Annotated in this window: 13 protein-coding genes; 11 read left to right on the top strand and 2 right to left on the bottom strand. The window is 71.2% G+C overall.

Annotated features, from left to right (window positions below; translation table 11 throughout):
- Window positions 1-2: 2 nt before the first annotated feature.
- Window positions 3-1,961: a potassium transporter Kup gene (locus HNR13_RS18630; RefSeq protein WP_343063615.1), complete on the bottom strand. Its 1,959-nt coding sequence runs from the start codon at window positions 1,959-1,961 to the stop codon at window positions 3-5.
- Window positions 1,962-2,158: 197 nt separating this feature from the next.
- Between HNR13_RS18630 and HNR13_RS18625 the strand changes: the two genes are divergently transcribed.
- The 10 genes from HNR13_RS18625 to HNR13_RS18585 all read left to right on the top strand — a co-directional run bounded on the left by HNR13_RS18625 (window position 2,159) and on the right by HNR13_RS18585 (window position 15,166).
- The gene (locus tag HNR13_RS18625) at window positions 2,159-3,343 is read left to right on the top strand and encodes a metallophosphoesterase family protein (RefSeq protein ID WP_179608158.1); all 1,185 of its coding nucleotides are present in this window, start codon (window positions 2,159-2,161) and stop codon (window positions 3,341-3,343) included.
- A gap of 244 nt (window positions 3,344-3,587) precedes the next feature.
- Entirely contained in the window at window positions 3,588-4,247 is a 660-nt protein-coding gene (locus tag HNR13_RS18620) for a peptidoglycan-binding protein (RefSeq protein WP_179608156.1), read from the top strand.
- Between the two features lie 12 nt (window positions 4,248-4,259).
- Window positions 4,260-6,626 (top strand): hypothetical protein, encoded by a 2,367-nt coding sequence (locus HNR13_RS18615; RefSeq protein ID WP_179608154.1) that lies wholly within the window; start codon window positions 4,260-4,262, stop codon window positions 6,624-6,626.
- Window positions 6,627-6,827: 201 nt separating this feature from the next.
- Window positions 6,828-8,006 (top strand): hypothetical protein, encoded by a 1,179-nt coding sequence (locus HNR13_RS18610; RefSeq protein ID WP_179608153.1) that lies wholly within the window; start codon window positions 6,828-6,830, stop codon window positions 8,004-8,006.
- 210 nt (window positions 8,007-8,216) lie between these two features.
- Window positions 8,217-9,710, top strand: a complete 1,494-nt coding sequence (locus tag HNR13_RS18605; RefSeq protein ID WP_179608151.1) for an MFS transporter — start codon at window positions 8,217-8,219, stop codon at window positions 9,708-9,710.
- 28 nt (window positions 9,711-9,738) lie between these two features.
- Window positions 9,739-11,349 (top strand): GMC oxidoreductase, encoded by a 1,611-nt coding sequence (locus HNR13_RS18600; RefSeq protein ID WP_179608149.1) that lies wholly within the window; start codon window positions 9,739-9,741, stop codon window positions 11,347-11,349.
- Window positions 11,350-11,380: 31 nt separating this feature from the next.
- Window positions 11,381-11,797, top strand: coding sequence for a C-glycoside deglycosidase beta subunit domain-containing protein (locus HNR13_RS21715; protein WP_246312810.1), 417 nt, complete (start codon window positions 11,381-11,383; stop codon window positions 11,795-11,797).
- On the top strand, window positions 11,794-12,756 hold the full coding sequence (locus HNR13_RS21710) for a sugar phosphate isomerase/epimerase family protein (protein ID WP_343063614.1): 963 nt from the start codon (window positions 11,794-11,796) through the stop codon (window positions 12,754-12,756). Before HNR13_RS21715 ends, HNR13_RS21710 begins: the two co-directional genes overlap by 4 nt.
- Window positions 12,757-12,758: 2 nt before the next feature.
- Window positions 12,759-14,240, top strand: coding sequence for a C-glycoside deglycosidase beta subunit domain-containing protein (locus HNR13_RS18590; protein ID WP_179608147.1), 1,482 nt, complete (start codon window positions 12,759-12,761; stop codon window positions 14,238-14,240).
- Between the two features lie 11 nt (window positions 14,241-14,251).
- Window positions 14,252-15,166: an alpha/beta hydrolase gene (locus tag HNR13_RS18585; RefSeq protein ID WP_179608146.1), complete on the top strand. Its 915-nt coding sequence runs from the start codon at window positions 14,252-14,254 to the stop codon at window positions 15,164-15,166.
- 30 nt (window positions 15,167-15,196) lie between these two features.
- On the opposite strand, the gene HNR13_RS18580 is transcribed toward HNR13_RS18585, so the two are convergent.
- Window positions 15,197-16,132, bottom strand: a complete 936-nt coding sequence (locus tag HNR13_RS18580) for a LysR family transcriptional regulator (protein ID WP_179608144.1) — start codon at window positions 16,130-16,132, stop codon at window positions 15,197-15,199.
- Window positions 16,133-16,362: 230 nt separating this feature from the next.
- Between HNR13_RS18580 and HNR13_RS18575 the strand changes: the two genes are divergently transcribed.
- Window positions 16,363-17,655, top strand: a complete 1,293-nt coding sequence (locus HNR13_RS18575) for an ABC transporter substrate-binding protein (RefSeq protein ID WP_179608142.1) — start codon at window positions 16,363-16,365, stop codon at window positions 17,653-17,655.
- Window positions 17,656-17,740: the final 85 nt, after the last annotated feature.

The following is a 17,740-nucleotide window of genomic DNA, read 5'->3' as shown; positions in this document are numbered from 1 at the left end:
GCTCAGATCTCGACGTCGCTCCCCATCGTGACCGTCCGCAGCGCCGGCAGCCCGAACCGGGCTGCCGGGTTCGCGGCGTTGTGGGCGAGCGCGACGAACAGCGACCGGCGCCAGGGCACCATGGTGTCCTTCCGGGTGATGCGGATCGCGCCGCGGGAGATGAAGTACGACGCCTGCTTGAAGTTCGCGGAGTCGAGCGGGAGGACGCCCTCGCGCACGGCGGCGCGGAGCGCGCGCGGGATGTCGGGCTCGTCCGAGAATCCGAACGTGATGTGGAGGAACTCGATCCCGTCGTCGGCGTAGCCGAGGGGGTCGTAGTCGAAGGCGTCCTCGGCCGGCACGTGCGGCACCTGCGCTGTGCTGACCCCCACGATGATGACGTGCTCGTGCAGGACGTGGTTGTGCTTGACGTTGGCGCGGAGCGCCAGCGGGGTCGTCGCCTTGTTCGGGTGCGGGAAGATCGCGATGCCCGGCACCCTCGCCAGGTTCTTCGTGCGGATCTCCTCGATGAAGTCCGCCATCGAGCCTTCCTTCTTGAGGCGGTCGGCCTGCACGAGCTGACGGCCGCGCCGCCAGGTGGTCATCACCAGGATGACGACGGCGGCGATCAGCAGCGGCACCCAGCCGCCGTTGACGATCTTGGAGAGGTTGCCGGCCAGGAAGGTGAGCTCCAGTCCGCCGAACGCGACGGCCGCGAGCACGATCTTCCACGGCGCCCAGTTCCAGAGCGGCCGGGCGACCAGCAGGAGCAGCACAGTGTCGACCACCAGCGCGCCGGTCACCGAGATGCCGTACGCCGTGGAGAGCCGGTCGGAGGAGCCGAACGACAGCATGACCGCCATGACGCCGATGAACAGCAGCAGGTTGACGGCCGGGAGGTAGACCTGGCCGCCCTCGTGCTGCGAGGTCTGCCGGACGGTCAGCGGCGGCAGCAGCCCGAGCTGCACGGCCTGGCGGGAGAGCGAGTAGGCGCCGGAGATGACCGCCTGGCTCGCGATCACGGTGGCGGCCGTGGCGAGGATCACCACGGGGAGCCTGCCCCACTCGGGGATCAGGAGGAAGAACGGGTTCGCCCGTGCGGCCGGGTCGTGCAGCACGAGAGCGGCCTGGCCGAGGTAATTGAGCGTCAGCGCGGGGAAGACCAGGAAGAACCAGGCCCGGCTGATGGGGGACCGGCCGAAGTGTCCCATGTCGGCGTACAGGGCCTCCGCGCCCGTGATGACCAGGACGACCGCGCCGAGCGCGACGAACGCGACCAGCGGCTTGCTGACCAGGAAGGCGATGGCGTAGGTCGGCGACAGGCCGAGCAGGACAGCCGGGTACTGGACCACCATCGCCAGCCCTGCGGCGCCGATGACGACGAACCACAGCACCATGACCGGCCCGAACAGCACCCCGACCCTGCCCGTGCCGTAGCGCTGCACCGCGAACAGGGCGATCAGGATGACGGCGGCGATCGGGATGACGAGGTGCGAGACGGCCGGGACGGTGACGTGCAGGCCCTCCACGGCGGACAGCACGGAGATCGCGGGGGTGATGATCGAGTCGCCGTAGAAGAGGGCGACGCCGACGATCCCGATGACGAGGAGCGTGCCCGCCTTGCCTGCTTTCGACGCGTACAGCCGCTGGGCGAGCGCGGCCAGCGCCATCACGCCGCCCTCGCCGTCGTTGTCGGCGCGCATCAGGATCCCGATGTACTTGATCGAGACGATGATCGTGACGCTCCAGAAGATGAGCGAGATCACGCCGAAGACGTCGTCCTCCTGGGCCCTGACCACGCCGTTGTCGAGCAGGAAGACCGTCTTCAGCGCGTAGAGCGGGCTCGTCCCGATGTCGCCGAAGACGACGCCGAGCGCGGCGAGGGCCGCCGCGTACACCAGCCGCTGCCGATGGTCGGGCCTCCGCGGGGAGGGACTCCGCTCGGCCACCGTCTGCGTCGACTGCTTGTGGTTCTGGTGCACGCCGGTCACGCTACCCCCGTTGCCGCGCGTCGTGAGTCGCCGACTCGCTGAGCGTTCCGGTTGCCTTCGGGGGTTTTCTGTGAGGGTCCGCAGAGAGCGTTCACCGACCGGTCGGCGGCGGTTCACCGCGGCGACGTCCGCTGCTTCGAGGCTCGCACCTGTCCGGGGGTCGACTCACCAGTCTCAGGAGGATCTCGATGCGTTCCAGAACCCGCAAGCTCTCGTTGATCGCCGTCGGCGTCGTCGCCGCGACGTTCCTCGGTACGGCCGCGGCCGTCGCCGCGCCCGCCATCGACAACGGCTGGCCGTACGCCTCGGCGGCCAAAGCTCACGACGACAAGGCCTACACGCTCGCCGCGGTCGGCGACATCGCCTGCGAGCCGAACGACAGCGACAACGCCGGCAACCCGGCCGCGCTGAAGTGCGGCAGCCCGAGCCTCGGCGGCTACGCCGCGGAGTTCGCCACGGCTAAGCAGGCGGACGCGATGAAGCCCGACGCCGTCGCCCTCCTCGGCGACGAGCAGTACCAGGTGGGCAAGCTGAGCGACTTCGAGGGCTCGTTCGAGCAGGCCTGGGGCGGCCTCAAGTTCCTCGAGAAGCCGGCGCCCGGCAACCACGAGTACTACTCGTACACGAAGAAGGGCGACAACGAGGCCGGCCAGAACGGCACGGGCTACTTCGCCTACTTCAACGGCCACGACCAGTCCGGCGCCCCGAACACCTCGGGCCAGGCCGGCGACGACACCAGCGCGAACCAGGGCTGGTACTCGTACAACCTCGGAAACTGGCACATCATCTCGCTGAACGTGGAGTGCAACTCGGCCGCGTTCAACAACGACTGCTCCACCACGGACAACGGCCTCCTGGCGCAGGAGACGACCTGGCTCGCGAGCGACCTGAAGAGCAACCGGCAGGAGTGCACGATCGCCTACTGGCACCAGCCGACCTTCAGCGCCACCACCGCCGCCACCAGCACCGTCGCCGCGTCGGCGCCGGGCGCGGGCGGCCAGGAGGGCCAGGTCGCGGACGCCTGGTGGAAGCTGCTCTACGCCGACCACGCCACGCTCGTCCTCAACGGCCACGAGCACGCCTACGCGCACCTCAAGCCGATGAACCCGGACGGGCAGTACGACCCGAAGCACGGCATCCCCGAGTTCATCATCGGCACCGGAGGCGAGGCGCTCGACACCCTGGCGAAGAACGCGGACGGCAGCTTCGCCAACAGCAACGTCGTCACCGGCTACGACCAGGGCTACGGCACGATGAAGCTCACGCTCAAGGAGCACAGCTACTCGTACTCCTACACGCCGGCCCTCGCGGGAGCGGGTCAGCCGGCCTCGGCGCTGAACTACTCGGACAGCGGGTCGGGGGAGTGCAAGTAGTGCGGGGGTAGCCTCCCGACGTGACGGCGCGCGCAGCGCGTGAGAACGGCCCCGGCGTCCTCGTGGACCGCCGGGGCCGTTCCGCGCGGGCTCCCGCGCCTATACCACCGCGGCCGCACGAGGTGAACGGCCTTCCGCCGGAATGCGGCCCGCCGTACGGTCAGCACGCATTCGTAGAGCCGGCCGCACACGACGCGCGCCGCACACGACCCCGGCGCTGCACGCGCCGGAGAGGGAGTCCACGATGAACGACGACAGCGCAGCCGAAGTCCAGCCCGCCTCCACGGAGGCGCCGCTCTCCGCCGAAGAGCTCGCGGCGGAGTCCGCCACACCCCTCCCCGACAAGGAGGTGGCGTCGATCCTCGACCTCAACGCCGACCTGAACCTGGGACTGGGGCTCGTCGCCCCGGTGGACCTCGGCGTCGCGGCGAACGCCAACGTCGCGGCCCCGATCGAGGCCTCCGCCGGCGCCAATGTGCTGTCGGCCGGCTCCACGGCCGTCGCGGGCGCGGACCAGGCCGCCGGCATCCACCAGGGCATCGCGGCGGACGCCGTCGCCAACTCCCACCAGGTGAGCAACATGGCACCCGCCGCCGACACGACGACGGCCCCGCCGCAGTCGACGGCCACGCCCGGCACGATCACCGACGGGAACCTCCTGAACGTCAACATCAACGCCGCCGCGGACGCGCACATCGCCGCCCCGATCAACGGCGCGGTCGCCGCGAACGCCAACGTCGCTGCGCCGATCGACGCGAGCGTGGCGGCCAACATCGGCTCGATCGACAGCCAGGCGGCCGCGGTCTCGCACCAGGACGCGGCGATCGACCAGAACATCACCGGCTCGGCCGACGCGACCGCCGGGCAGCAGTCGACCATCGGACAGCCGCCCGCGCAGAAGTAACGCCGCACCACTGTGACGATCGCATCGAAGCCGCCGGCCGAGCAGGACGGGCCGGCGGAGCAGGCTGCTGGGCCGACGGAGCAGCTGGCCGGGCCGGCGCAGCGCGTCGCTGCGCCGGCCGGCGTCGACCGCTCCACGGAGGTGCTCGCCCGCGCCCACGGCGTCCAGCTGATCGGCGCCATGCGCGGTTCGGGGTACCGGGAGCCGCCGTCGCTCGCCCGCCGCGGCGACGGCCAGGTCCTCCAGCTCACTCCGCTGCTCTTCGCCATCCTCGACGAGGTCGACGGCACGCGCGACATCGCGGGGATCGCGGAGCGCGTCAGTGCGCGCGTGGGCCGGGCGATCCGGCCGGAGGACGTCGCTCACCTGGTCGACTCCTCGCTGCGCCCGCTGGGCCTGCTCACGCGGGCGGACGGCGGCGAGCCGGAGGTCAAGCGGTCGTCCCCGCTGCTCGGGCTGCGGCTGCGCAAGGAGATCACCGATCCCGACCGCACCCGGCGGCTCACCGCGCCGTTCGCGCGGCTGTTCCATCCGCTCGTCGTCGTGCCGGTGATCTGCCTGTTCGTCGCGGCGTGCTGGTGGCTGCTGATGGTGCAGGGCCTGGCCGCGGCGACCTACCACGCGTTCCAGGACCCGGGTGTCCTGCTGCTGATCGTCGCCGTGACCGTCCTGTCGGCGGGCTTCCACGAGTTCGGCCACGCGGCGGCGGCGCGCTACGGCGGCGCCACGCCCGGCCGGATGGGGATGGGGCTCTACCTGTTCTGGCCGGCGTTCTTCACCGATGTCACCGACTCGTACCGGCTCGGCCGGGTCGGCCGCGTCCGCACCGACCTCGGCGGCCTCTACTTCAACGCGATCGTCGCGGTCGCGATCGTCGGCGTCTGGCTCGCGACGCGCTGGGACGCACTGCTGCTCGTGGTGCTGACCCAGCTCCTGCAGATGGTCCACCAGCTGCTCCCGACCGTGCGGTTCGACGGGTACCACGTGCTGGCGGACCTGACCGGTGTGCCCGACCTCTTCCAGCGCATCGGCCCGACCCTGCTCGGCCTGCTGCCGTGGCGCTGGCGGCGTCCGGAGTCCCGGACGCTCCGGCCGTGGGCGCGCGCCGTCGTCAGCGTCTGGGTGCTCGTCGTCGTCCCGATGCTGCTGTTCTCGCTGGTGGCGATGGTGCTGACGCTTCCGCGCGTGATCGCCACGGCCTGGGCGGCGCTGGCGGAGCGCGGCCACACGCTCGCGCTGGAGTTCGGCCGCGGCGACGTGGCCGCCGGGGCCGCGCAGCTCGTCCTCATTCTCGCGACCGCGATTCCGATCCTGGGCACTCTCTACATCCTGGTCCGGCTGGGCAGGACCGGCCTCGTCCGGCTCTGGACGGGGACGCGCGGGAGGCCGGTGCGCCGCGGCGTCGCGGCCGCGCTCGTGCTGGCGCTGATCGGCGGCCTCGCCTTCGCCTGGTGGCCGGCGCCGCAGACGTACCGGCCCATCCAGCCCTACGAGCGCGGCACGCTCAGCGACATCCTCGCGCCGGCGTCCCTCGAGTCCGGCCGGCTCTCCGCCGGGTCGACGGGTGCCGTGCAGACGATCTGGCCGGGCACCGGCCCGCGACCGACCGCCGACCATCCGCAGCTCGCCATGGTCCTGGTCCCGCGGGACGGCCGGTCGCCGTCCTGGGTCTTCCCGTTCAACAAGCCGGCCCCGCCCCGGCCGGGCGACAACCAGGCGCTCGCGGTGAACACGACGAACGGGTCGACGCTGTACGACGTCGCCTTCGCTCTGGTCTGGGTGACGGGCGGCCAGTCGGCCCTGAACACCAACTCCGCGTACGCCTTCGCGCACTGCTCCGGCTGCACGACCGTCGCCGTGGCCTTCCAGGTGGTGATCGTCGTCGGGGAGACGCACGTCGTCGTCCCGCAGAACCTGTCGGCGGCCGCGAACTACGGGTGCGTCGACTGCGTGACCGCCGCCCTCGCGAACCAGCTGGTGCTGACGGTGAGCGGGCCGCCCGACGCCGCGACGATGAGCAGGATCGCAGCGCTGTGGGCGAAGATCATGGCCTTCTCCCACAACCTCCAGGGACTGGGGCTGTCGGAGGTGCAGGCGCAACTCCTGGTCTACGAGCAGGAGCTGAAGGACATCATCGCCCGCGATCCCGCCGCCATCCATGTGCCAGGCAGCGGACCGACGTTCGCGCCCGCGCCCGCCCCCGCTCCGTCACCGGCGCCGACCGGCCCGAACGCGCCGGGCAGCACGCCGGGCCCGACGATGAACCCGGCGCCCGCGCCGGCTCCTGCTCCGGCGCAGACGGGGACGCCCGCGCCCCAGCCCACTGGCACTCCGGCGCCGGCGGCGACGCCGACACCGGTTCCGACCGCCACGCCGTGAGGCGTGCGGTCCGCGGCGCCGGCGGGTCCGGATCGCTCGCGTCCGTCAGCATGCGGGTATTCACAGAATCGATCCGTAGCCTGTCCGTATAAATGTGACTGATTCCTCGCATCAGACAATCGCAGGTAACGACAGGGTGCCGTCATGAATACGGTGAAGCCCAGTCCGGCGCACTGGCGCGCCGGCGATGGGAGGTCATCGATGATCCACGGCACGCGACGTCGGACGAGAGTCGGCGTCATCGGACGAGTCCCGGCGAGGGCGATCGGCGTCGGCGCCGCCGTTCTCGTCGCCCTCGCGACCGCCGGCACCGGCGGGGCGGCCTACGCGGCGGGCGGAGGTGAAGGAAGCCGAGGGGGAACCTTCACGCAGACCGCGGTCATCCCGATCCCGACGCAGGGCGGGCCGCTGTTCGCCGACATCGTTTTCGGCGATCAACGCACCGGCCGCGTCTATCTCAGCGACCTGGCGAACTCGACACTCGACGTCATCGACGGCCGCACAGCGAAGCTGCTGGCCCAGGTGCCCGGCTTCACCGGAGGGCCGGCCGGCGTCCTCGCGGACGACCTCGGCCAGGTCTGGGCCGGGGACGGCGCGGGCGCCGTCAAGGTGCTGTCGGCGAAGGCGCCCTACCGGATCGTCGACTCCGTGCCGGTCGGGGCGCCGACAGCGGACGAGATCGGCTACGACCCGGTCGACCAGGTGATCGCGGTATCCAGCCCGGACGCCACGTCCTCCACCGGAGCCGCCACGCCGTGGGTGACGCTGATCAGCGCCCGGCCCGGCGCGGACGGGACGCACCGGGTGCTCGGCCACGTCGTCATCCCGGGTGCGGGCGCCGACGCGATCGAGCAGCCGCAGTGGGATCCCGCGACGCGGTCGTTCGTGGAGGCGGTGCGCTCCACCACCGACCTGCCGGACGGCGCGGTCGTCCACATCGACCCGGTGCGCGTCCGGCTGGAGAGCCTGATGCCGGTCGACGAGACCTGCCACCCGGGCGGGCTCGCCGTCGGATTGCGGGGCGAGCTCCTGCTCGGCTGCAACGACGGCGCCCCGGTGCTGATCGACTCCGCGACGGGCCGTATCCTCCAGAGCTACGCGGGCCACAACGCCGGGGGAGCGGACGAGGTCTGGTTCAACAGCGCTGACGACCGTTTCTACGCGGCGGAGGCCGGTGCGGCGGGACCGCCGCCACTGCCGCAGCTCTACCCGCCCGCGGTGATGGTGATCGACGCCAGGAGCGACCGGTTCGTGACGAACATCTCGCTGGGTCAGGGCGCGCTCGGCTTCCATCAGGTCACGGCGATCGGGAGCCCGGCGCGGGTCTTCGTCCCGGAGTCCGACGGTGTGCACGTCTTCACCGCCGCGGACGGGCGCTGACGCGATCGCAGATTCGTGCCGAATGTCGCCTTTCGCGTAACGAGAGTCGACATTCGGCACGAATCGCGGCGCGATTCTTAGGTTGAAAAATGACGTAAGTCTGTCTTAGACTGACCATGACGTCGGGGCCCTGCGCCCGTTCCTCCCCGTAAAGCCGCGGGCGAGGGCACAAACCGTCGCGTCGATCACCCGATCGTTCGGGTCTCGCGTATGCCGCTCTCGCCACTGAGGTTCCGCCTCCTCGTCACCTCCCTCCTCGCCGTCTCGTTCCTCGGGGCGCTCGACAACACCGTCGTGAGCACCGCGATCGCGACGGTCGCCGGCCGGCTCGGGGCGCTCGAGCACATGAGCTGGATCGTGGTCGGCTACACGCTCGCCAGCACCGTCCTGCTGCCGATCCTGGGCAAGCTGGGCGACCGGATCGGGCCGCGAGCCGTCTTCCTCAGCTCGGTGACGGTGTTCGTGCTCGCGTCCGTGGCCTGCGGCTTCGCGAACGGCATCGTCTGGCTGATCGTCGCGCGCGTCGTCCAGGGGATGAGCTCCGCCGGCCTCCAGCTCATGTCGCAGACGATCATCGCGGAGACCACCACACCGCGGCAGCGGCCCAAGTTCCTGGCGATCATCGGCGCGGCCTTCCCGATCGCGATCCTGATCGGCCCGGTCCTCGGCGGGATCATCACCGACACCTGGGGCTGGCCGTGGGTGTTCTGGATCAACGCCCCGGTCGGCGTCGCCGCACTGGCTCTCGCGATCGTCGCCGTCCCGCATCTCGAGCCCGGCCGGCGCGGCGGTTTCGACGTCGCCGGGTCGATCGCGCTCACCGTCGGGCTGGTGGCGCTCGTGCTCGCGGTCGCCTGGGTGGGCGATCCGGCGCAGGCGGCGTCCGCGTTCGTCGCGTTCGTCGTGGCGGCCGCCGCGCTCGCCGTGTTCTTCGTCGTGGAGCTCCGGGTCACCGAACCGCTCGTGGACCTCTCCCACTTCGCCGACCGCACGGTCGCGACCGGCACCGTCATCTCGGCGATCGTCGGCATCGGGCTATTCTCGATCACCTCCTACCTGCCCACCTACTTCCAGATGGCGTACCGGACGAGCGCGACCGTCTCCGGGCTGGTTCCGATCGCGACGGTGTTCGGGATGCTGGTCAGCAACCTCGCGACCGGCTGGCTGGTCAGCCGCACCGGCCACTACCGCCTCTACCCGCTGGCCGGCACGGTCCTCGGGGCCGCCGGCCTCGGCGCGATGGCGCTGCTGCCCGCGGGCGCCCCGCTCTGGGCGCCGACGCTCGCGATGGCCGTCGTCGGCCTCGGGACGGGCGCCTTCATGAGCCTGATCGTCGCGGTCGTGCAGAGCGCGGTTCCGCGCGCGGAGACGGGCTCGATCACGGCGAGCGTCAACCTGGTGCGCCAGGTCGGCGCGACCGTCGCCACGGCGCTGATCGGCGGTCTGATCGGCGCGGGCGTCGCCGCGCTGCTCCCGGCCGGGCTCGACGCCGCGACCCTGACACCTGCCATCGCCCACGCGCAGACCCCCGCGCTCCAGCAGGAGATCGCCCGGGTCTACCAGGGCGTCTTCGTCCCGATCTTCGTCGCGCTCGCGGCGACCTACCTCGTCGGGGTCGTCGCGTCGATCCTGCTGCCGAACCGCCGGCTGTCCGACGAGCCGGGCGCGCTGCGCGGCGCCACCACCGAGTCCATCCCCGCCTGACCCACCTGAGAGACCGCAGGAGAGCACCATGAACCCGTCCCCGACGAACACCGCCCGCACCGTCGCCGTCGTCGGCAGCGGACCGATCGGCTCCGCGTACGCGCGCCTGCTGCTCGAAGCCGTCCCCGACGCGCGCGTCGTGATGTTCGAGGCCGGCCCGCAGCTCACCGCGATCGCCGGCGAGAACGTCCGCAACATCCCCCACCCCGCCGAGAAGGAGCGCGCCCGCGAGCTGTCCCAGGGACCGCAGGCGGGCGCGTTCCGCGAGTCGCTGGGCATCCCGTCGTCGGTCGTCGTGGAGGGCATGTTCACTGCGCGCGGCGGGACGCACCTGCTCGACTTCGGCGGCGAGGGCTCAGCTCACGCGGCGACCTTCCCGGCCGCCGCGGCCTCCACCAACGTCGGCGGGATGGGCGCGCACTGGACCTGCGCGACGCCGAGCCCGTCGTTCAGCGAGCGCATCCCGTTCATCTCCGACGCCGAGTGGGAGGAGCTGATCGCGGAGGCCGCGCGGCTGCTGCACGTGCAGACCGCGGCGTTCGCCGACTCGGAGATCGGCGCCGCCATCCGCTCGCTGCTGACCGAGGAGTTCGGCAGCGAGCTGCCCGAGGGCTACGGCCCGAGCACCCTCCCGGTCTCCGGCGACCCGCAGCCCGACGGCACGATGCGCTGGGCCGGAGCCGATGTCGTGCTCGGCCCGCTCCTCGACCCGGAGGGCGGCCTCGCCGACCGGTTCGAGCTGCGCGACCTCTCGCTCGTGCGCCGCGTCGACCACGAGGACGGCCGCGTCACCGGCGTCACGGTCGAGGACCTGCGCAGTCACGAGGTCTACGCGGTGGCGGCCGACCTCGTGGTCGTCGCGGCCGACGCGTTCCGTTCGCCGCAGTTGCTCTGGGCGTCCGGCATCCGCCCGCGCGCCCTCGGTCACTACCTGACCGAGCACCCGGTGGTGATCTCGACCGTCGCCCTCGACCCCGAGGGGATGTCCCGGTACGCGTCCGAGGAAGACCTCGACCGCGAGCTCGCCCGCCGCGCGCTCAACGCCGCCGACCCGGTCGCCGCGGTGAACCGCATCCCGTTCTCCGAGCCGGGCCACCCGTTCTCGCTGCAGGTGATGTACGCGGAGAACCCGCCGTTCCAGCTCGACCCGGACCACCCCGCCGCGGGCAACCGCTGGGGCTACGTGAACATGGGCTACGGGATGCGCAAGCAGCCGCGGTTCGAGGACGCCGTGACGTTCGACGACGCCGAGCCCGACTACCGCGGCTTCCCCAACCTGACCATCGAGTACGCGCTCACCGACAGCGAGCAGGCCGAGATCGCGGAGGCCACCGAGCGCCTCCGCCGCGCCGGAAACGCGCTGGGCACGTTCGTCGCCGAGCCGCGGCTGCTGCCCAACGGCTCCAGCCTGCACTACCAGGGCACGATGCGGATGGGCGCGGAGGACGACGGCACCTCGGTCGCCGACCCGTACTCCCGCGTGTGGGGGTACGAGAACCTCGTCGTCGGCGGCAACGCGCTCATCCCCACCGCCACCACCATGAACCCCACGCTGATGAGCGTCGCCATCGCCGTCCGCGGCGCCCGGGAGGCCGCGGCGCGGCTCACCGCGGAGGCGTCCGCCGAGGCGCGGAACTGACCCGGACCAGCACCACCGAAACGAGGATCGAATGCTCGAAGAACAGTTGATACAGACCTCCGGCTTCCGCAATGTCGGGCCGGAGGGCGCGCGCACCGGATTCCAGCTGCGCGTCCGCAGCCCCTACTACCGCGGGCTCTGGGCGAACCTGATCGAGAAGCCGACCGTGACCGTCGACGGCGAGCGATTCGACGGCGACGACATCCGCTGGACGCTGCCGACCGGCCACGACACCGCGGCGGAGTTCTCGTTCGCCGAGCTCCAGGAGTCCACGGACGCGCGCTGGCCCCTCGGGCACGCCGCGGTGCTGACCGTGCCGCGTGCCGGCGGACTCTCCCGCGGCATCCACGACGTCACGCTGGAGCTGCGCTTGCGGATGTCGTACATCCCCGAGGAGCTGCAGCCCTCGATCTGGACGGCGTCGCGGAAGGCGGTGATCGTGCTGTGACCACCGATCTTCTGGGGACCACCACCGATCTGCCCTTCGGCCTCGGCGTCTCGCTGTACTCGTACACCGACGACATCGGCGTGACCATGACCGTCGAGGAGTGCATCGAGGACGTCGCCGACCTCGGCGCGACCGGCATCGAGCTCCTCGGCGAGGGCCACGTCGAGGACTACCCGAACCCGTCCACCGCCTGGATCGACGCCTGGTTCGCCCGCAACGAGCGCCTGGGGCTCACGCCGACGCTCTACGGCTCGTGGCTCGACACCCGGCGCTTCCCGGGCCGCGGCATGACCGTCCAGGAGGGCGCGGCGCAGCTGGAGCTCGACCTCCGACTGGCCTCCACCCTCGGCTTCTCGTTCGTGCGGCCGAAGATCGGCGTCATCTCCGAGGACCTGCGCGTCGACCCGATCTGGCAGGAGGCCGTCGAGCGCAACCTGCAGCTCGCCGCCGACCTGGACATCGTGATCTGCCCCGAGATCCACTGGCCGACGATCATCAAGTCCCCGGTGGTGGAGGAGTACATCGACTTCAAGGAGCGCACCGGCTCCGAGCACTTCGGCCTCCTGATCGACACCGGCGTGTTCGAGCTGTCGCCGTACCCGCGCCGGGGCGGCAGCGCCTCGTTCCGGATGGGCGACGGGTCGGCCCGGCCGCCGGTGGTGCCGTTCGTGCCGGTCTCCGACCTGGCCGACGTGATGGAGCACACGGTCTACTTCCAGGCCAAGTTCTACGAGGTGGACGACGACCTGGTCGACCACTACATCCCCTGGCGGGAGATCCTCGACGTGGTCGTGGACTCCGGCTACACCGGCTGGCTGTCCAGCGAGTACGAGGGCCACCACGAGCCCTACCGCGCGCCCGACCAGCTGCGCCGACAGCACGCCCTCCTCCGCACCATCGCCGCTGAACGCGCGGCCGCCGACCGCGCCGCCGACCCGGCGCTCGCAGACAGGAACTGACCATGCCCAACGGACTCATCGACGACGCGAGCCTGCGCGTCCACCCCGACGGTCTCGCGCTCGCGCTCACCATCCCCTGGTACCGCAGCCTGTGGCTCTCCTCGGTCAGCACCCTCCGGCTGACGCTCGACGGCGTGGCGGTGCCGGAGGAGGACCTGACCTTCGAGCTGGACGGCGTGCGCTACGCGATCGCCGACCTCCCGCAGCAGAGCGACGTGCTCTGGTACCTGCAGTCGCACCCGCTGCTGATCGTGCGGCGGGACCCGGCCGTCGCGCTCGGCGAGACGCACGAGGTCGAGCTGCACGGCGAGCTGCGCTTGCCGTACATGCAGATCGCTCCCGGTCAGGACGGCGGCCCGGGCCTCTACGTGCCCAACGTCGTCCACCAGCGGCTGACGCTCACCGCGACCGATCACGATGCCGCGCCGCCCGCGCTCGTCACCGACGTGCCGCCCGCGCCGGAGGCGACCGACGCCGACCCGTTCAAGCTAGGCCTCACCTTGTACTCTGCGAGCGCCGAGTTCCGAGCCGGCTGGTTCGACTTCGACGGCCTGCTCGACCGGGTGGCCGAGCTCGGGATCGGGCCGGGAATCGAGATCGTGGCCTCCCAGGTGCTGCCGACCTACCCGGTGGTGTCCGACGTGTTCGTCGCCACCTGGCGGGAGGCCTTCGACCGGCACGGCTTCGACGCCAGCTCGTTCGGCGCGAACCTCGATATGGGCAAGCGGCGCGACCGCGACATGACGCCCGACGAGGAGTTCGAATTCAGCGACCTGCTGTTCCGCGGCGCGAAGAAGCTCGGCTTCCCGCTGGTGCGCATCCAGTCGGCGAAGCCGGACCTGCTGCGCCGCCTGCTGCCCGTCGCCGAAGAGCTGGAGCTGAAGCTGGCCTACGAGATCCACGCTCCGCTGGGCCCGAACTCCCCGGAGATCGTGAAGGTGCGCGACGTCTACGCCGAGCTCGACTCGCCGCTGCTCGGCTTCGTCGCCGACTTCTCGTCGACCATGCACAGCATGTCGCCCACGCTGCTGCGCGCCGTGCGGCGGGCGGGTCTCGGCGGCGAGGAGGTGCTGCGCCTGCAGGAGATCTGGGCGACGGATGCCTCGATGCGCGACCGCCAGCAGGAGTTCATCGGCTACCTGAACAGCCGCGGCTTCGACCCCGGCCGGCTCGGCGCGTTCGCCCACCTGGCCTTCAACATGCACGGCCACGTCGACCCGCGCGAGTGGGCGGACATCATGCCGCAGATCCTGCACGTGCACGCCAAGTTCTACGACATCGACGAGCACGGCCAGGAGCCGGCGATCGACTACCCCGAACTGGTGAAGGTGTTCGTGGAGGGCGGCTACCGCGGCTACTGGTCGAGCGAGTGGGAGGGCCACGCGTTCGCCGAGCTCGGGGAGGTCGACCCGCTGCTGCTCGTGCGCAAGCAGCACGACCTGATCCGGGCGAGCATGCGATCGCTTCAGCCCGCGGCCGGATAGGGTGTGCCCGGATGACCGACACTGAGCCGGACCTCCGCACCCTGCCGCTGCCGGAGGCGCTCGCCTGGCTGCGTGAGCACGGCGAGCCCGCCGACCCCCGGCCGGACATCGACACGGCGTCGCTGAAGCGGCGGTTCCCGCGCCTCGCGCACGTGCGGACGCGCGACCTCGTTGTGGCGGCCCCGAGCGGCCCGCAGCCGGCGCGCCTCTACCGCGACGACACCGCGGCGCACGCGGGCGCCGCGCTCGTCTGGGTGCACGGCGGCGCCTTCATCGGCGGGCACCTCGACATGCCGGAGTCGAACTGGGTCGCGCTGGAGCTCGCCGCCCGCGGCATCCCGGTGCTCGCGGTCGACTACGTGAAGTGCCTCGGCGACGTGCACTTCCCGGCGCCGTCGGACGACGTGCTCGCCGCCTGGCGATTCGCCCGAGAGCGCAGCGCCGAGCTGTTCGGCGTCGAGCCGGGCGCGCTGCTGCTCGGCGGCGCGAGCGCGGGAGGCAACCTCACCGCGGGCGCGGCGGCACGGCTGCGCGACGCGGGGGAGCGCCTCCCGGCCGGCCTGGTGCTGGTCTACCCGGCGCTCGACCCGGACGGCGCGCATCCCGGAGCGGTCCCCGATCCGTCGTCGCCGACCGCGCAGCTCTCGCTCAACTTCGCGGGCTCGGAGGCGCGGCTGCACGACCCGCACGCCTTCCCCGGCCTCGGCTCGGTCGGCGGCTTCCCGCCGTCGCTCGTCGTCGTCTGCGAGCACGACGGGCTCCGGCCGTCCGGCGAGGCGTTCGCCGCGCGGCTCGCGAACGCGGGCAGGGACGCGACCCTCCACGTCGAGCCGGACGCCGACCACGCCCACATCAACGAGCCGTCGCACCCCGGAGCGGCGCGCACCCTCGACGCCATCGCGGGGTGGATCGCCGGCCGCTGGTGATACCGGCTCCCAGAACCGTGCCGCGCGGCCTCAGGAGTGCGCGCCCGCCCCGACGATGCGCCCGGCATCCTCGAACAGCGACCGCATCCAGGTGTGCTCCGGGTCGTGGCTGTGCACGGGGTGGTACCACAGCGCGTTGACGATCGGCGTCGGCTCGAACGGCAGCCCGACCACGCGCACGGCCGCCGCGCGCTTCGCCAGCGGGACCAGGGCCGAGTGGATGATGCCGACCCGGCGCGTGCCCGCGATGAACTGCGGGATGGCCAGGAAGCTCTCCACCACGACCTCCACGTTCGGCTCCACGCCGAGCTGCTGCACCTGCCGCTCCGCCGAGGTGAACGCCGAGCGGGACTGGTAGTTCATCACCCACGGCAGCTTCGACATCTCCTCGCGGGAGAGCGCGTCGCCGACCTCGTCGTTGGCTTCGGCCACGATGGCGACCCAGTCGTCCTGCCACAGGTCGACGAACGGCAGCTCGGTGAGGAAGCCGTGCGGGATGACCATGCCGTCCACCGAGCGGAGCCGGTTGGTCGCGTCCTCGACGACCGTCGGGTTGTGCAGCATGAACCGGAAGTGCACGCCTGGCGCCTGCGCGGCGGCGAGCTCGGAGACGACCCGGCCGATGGTCGTGAAGCCGTAGTCGGAGCCGTAGATCGAGAACTGCCGGACCGACTCCGACGGGTCCCAGGTGGCCTGGCTCTCGAAGACCCGGCGGGCGGCGTCGAGCGCGATCGTGGTGTGGTCGGCCAGCCGCAGGGCCAGCGGGGTGAGCTCGTAGGTGTTGCCGCGGCGGGCGAGGATCGGGTCGTTGAAGTGGATGCGCAGCCGCGCCAGCGAGGCGCTGAGCGCCGGCTGGCTGAGCCTCAGCCGCTCGGCCGCCCGGGTCACGCTCCGCTCGGTGAGGAGGGCGTCCAGCGCGATCAGCAGGTTGAGGTCGAGCCGCGACATCAACGGGTAATCGGTCACGACGATGTGATCCTTTCCTACGCGGAGGCGGGCGATTTCACTATAACCACGCGGCCATCGGGCGGGGTCGCGGCCGGTGTCTCGATCGCGTATCGACCCAGCTTATGTCTGGGATAAGCAGAACTACCGTTGTTTATCTGCTTTAGCGCTGCGAGACTCGAAAACGCCCCCGAGGCCGGCGACGCAGCCGCCGCCTCCCCGACAAAGAAGTCTTAGAAGAGGTCAATCCGATGAAGCAATCACGCAGGAGCCGCGCTTCGCGGCTCGCCTGGCTCGCCATCCCTGTCACCGCGGGCCTCCTGCTCGCCGGCTGCTCCTCCAGCGGCACCTCGTCCGCCAAGGAGCCGCAGACGATCACCTTCGCCTTCGGCGCGACGAACGACCAGGACAAGGCCGCGTACACCGGCCTCGCCAACGCGTTCATGGCCGAGAACAAGGGCGTCACCGTCACCACCGAGAACCTCCCCACCCAGAGCTACGGCACGACGATCGCCACCCGCGTCCAGGGCGGCAACGCGCCGGACACCTTCTACGCCGAGGGCGGCACCGGGCAGGCCCAGTCGGTCATCCCGTTCGCCAAGTCCGGGCTGGTGCTCGAGCTCGACGACCCGGGGCTCACCTCCAAGATCCCGGAGGCCGCCAAGAGCCTGTGGACCTACAACGGCAAGACCTATGGCGTCCCGCTCGGCACCCAGCTCAACGGCGTCATCTACAACGACGAGCTCGCGAAGTCGATCGGCGTCAACATCGACGCCACGACCAGCCTCGACGACATCATCGCCCAGTGCGGCAAGGCCCGTGCGGCCGGCAAGACCGTCTACGGCCTCGCCGGGTCGACGTTCCAGAACAACGGCATCCTCGCCGTCGCGCTGGCCACCTCGACGGTCTACGGCCCGAACAAGAACTGGAACGCCGACCGCGCCAAGAACAAGGTCACCTTCGCCGGCACCAAGGGCTGGACGACCGCCCTCGAGTCGATCAAGAAGATGTACGACGCGGGCTGCTTCCAGGACGGCGCGACCAGCGCCGGATTCGACGCGCTCACCAACGGAGCGTCGTCGGGCAAGATCCTCGGCTTCTTCGCCCCGAGCGCCGCGGCCGAGCAGATCATGCAGGCGGCCGGCGGCCACGTGAAGCTCGTCACCCTCCCGATCGGCGCGCCGCAGGGCACCAAGACCTACCTGTCGCTGAGCGAGGACCAGGGCGTCACGGCCAGCGCCAAGACCAAGAGCCCGAAGCTGGCCGAGAACTTCCTGAAGTTCATCATCTCGGACAAGGGCCAGGAGGCGTACTCCAAGCTCGTCGGGACGATCCCCGCGAACGCGAGCAAGACCTCCGCCCTGCTGCCGCAGTACGCCGGCATCCAGGACCAGCTCGCCAAGGACGACGTCCGCGGCTACGCCCCCACCGAGTGGCCGAACGCGAAGATCTACACCGACCTCGGCAACGGGGTGCAGGGCATCCTGACCGGTCAGATGACCGTCAAGCAGGTGCTGCAGCAGATGGACACCGACTGGGGTTGATCCGGTGACGCGGGCGGCCGACCCTGCAGAGGGCCGGCCGCCCGAATCCGGGTGGAAGGAACGAATCGATGACGACGCAGTCAGA

The organism is Leifsonia shinshuensis (assembly GCF_013410375.1).
Classification (GTDB): Bacteria; Actinomycetota; Actinomycetes; order Actinomycetales; family Microbacteriaceae; genus Leifsonia; species Leifsonia shinshuensis.
Note: the sequence above shows the minus strand (reverse complement) of the source record. Positions and strands in the feature narration are given on the sequence as shown.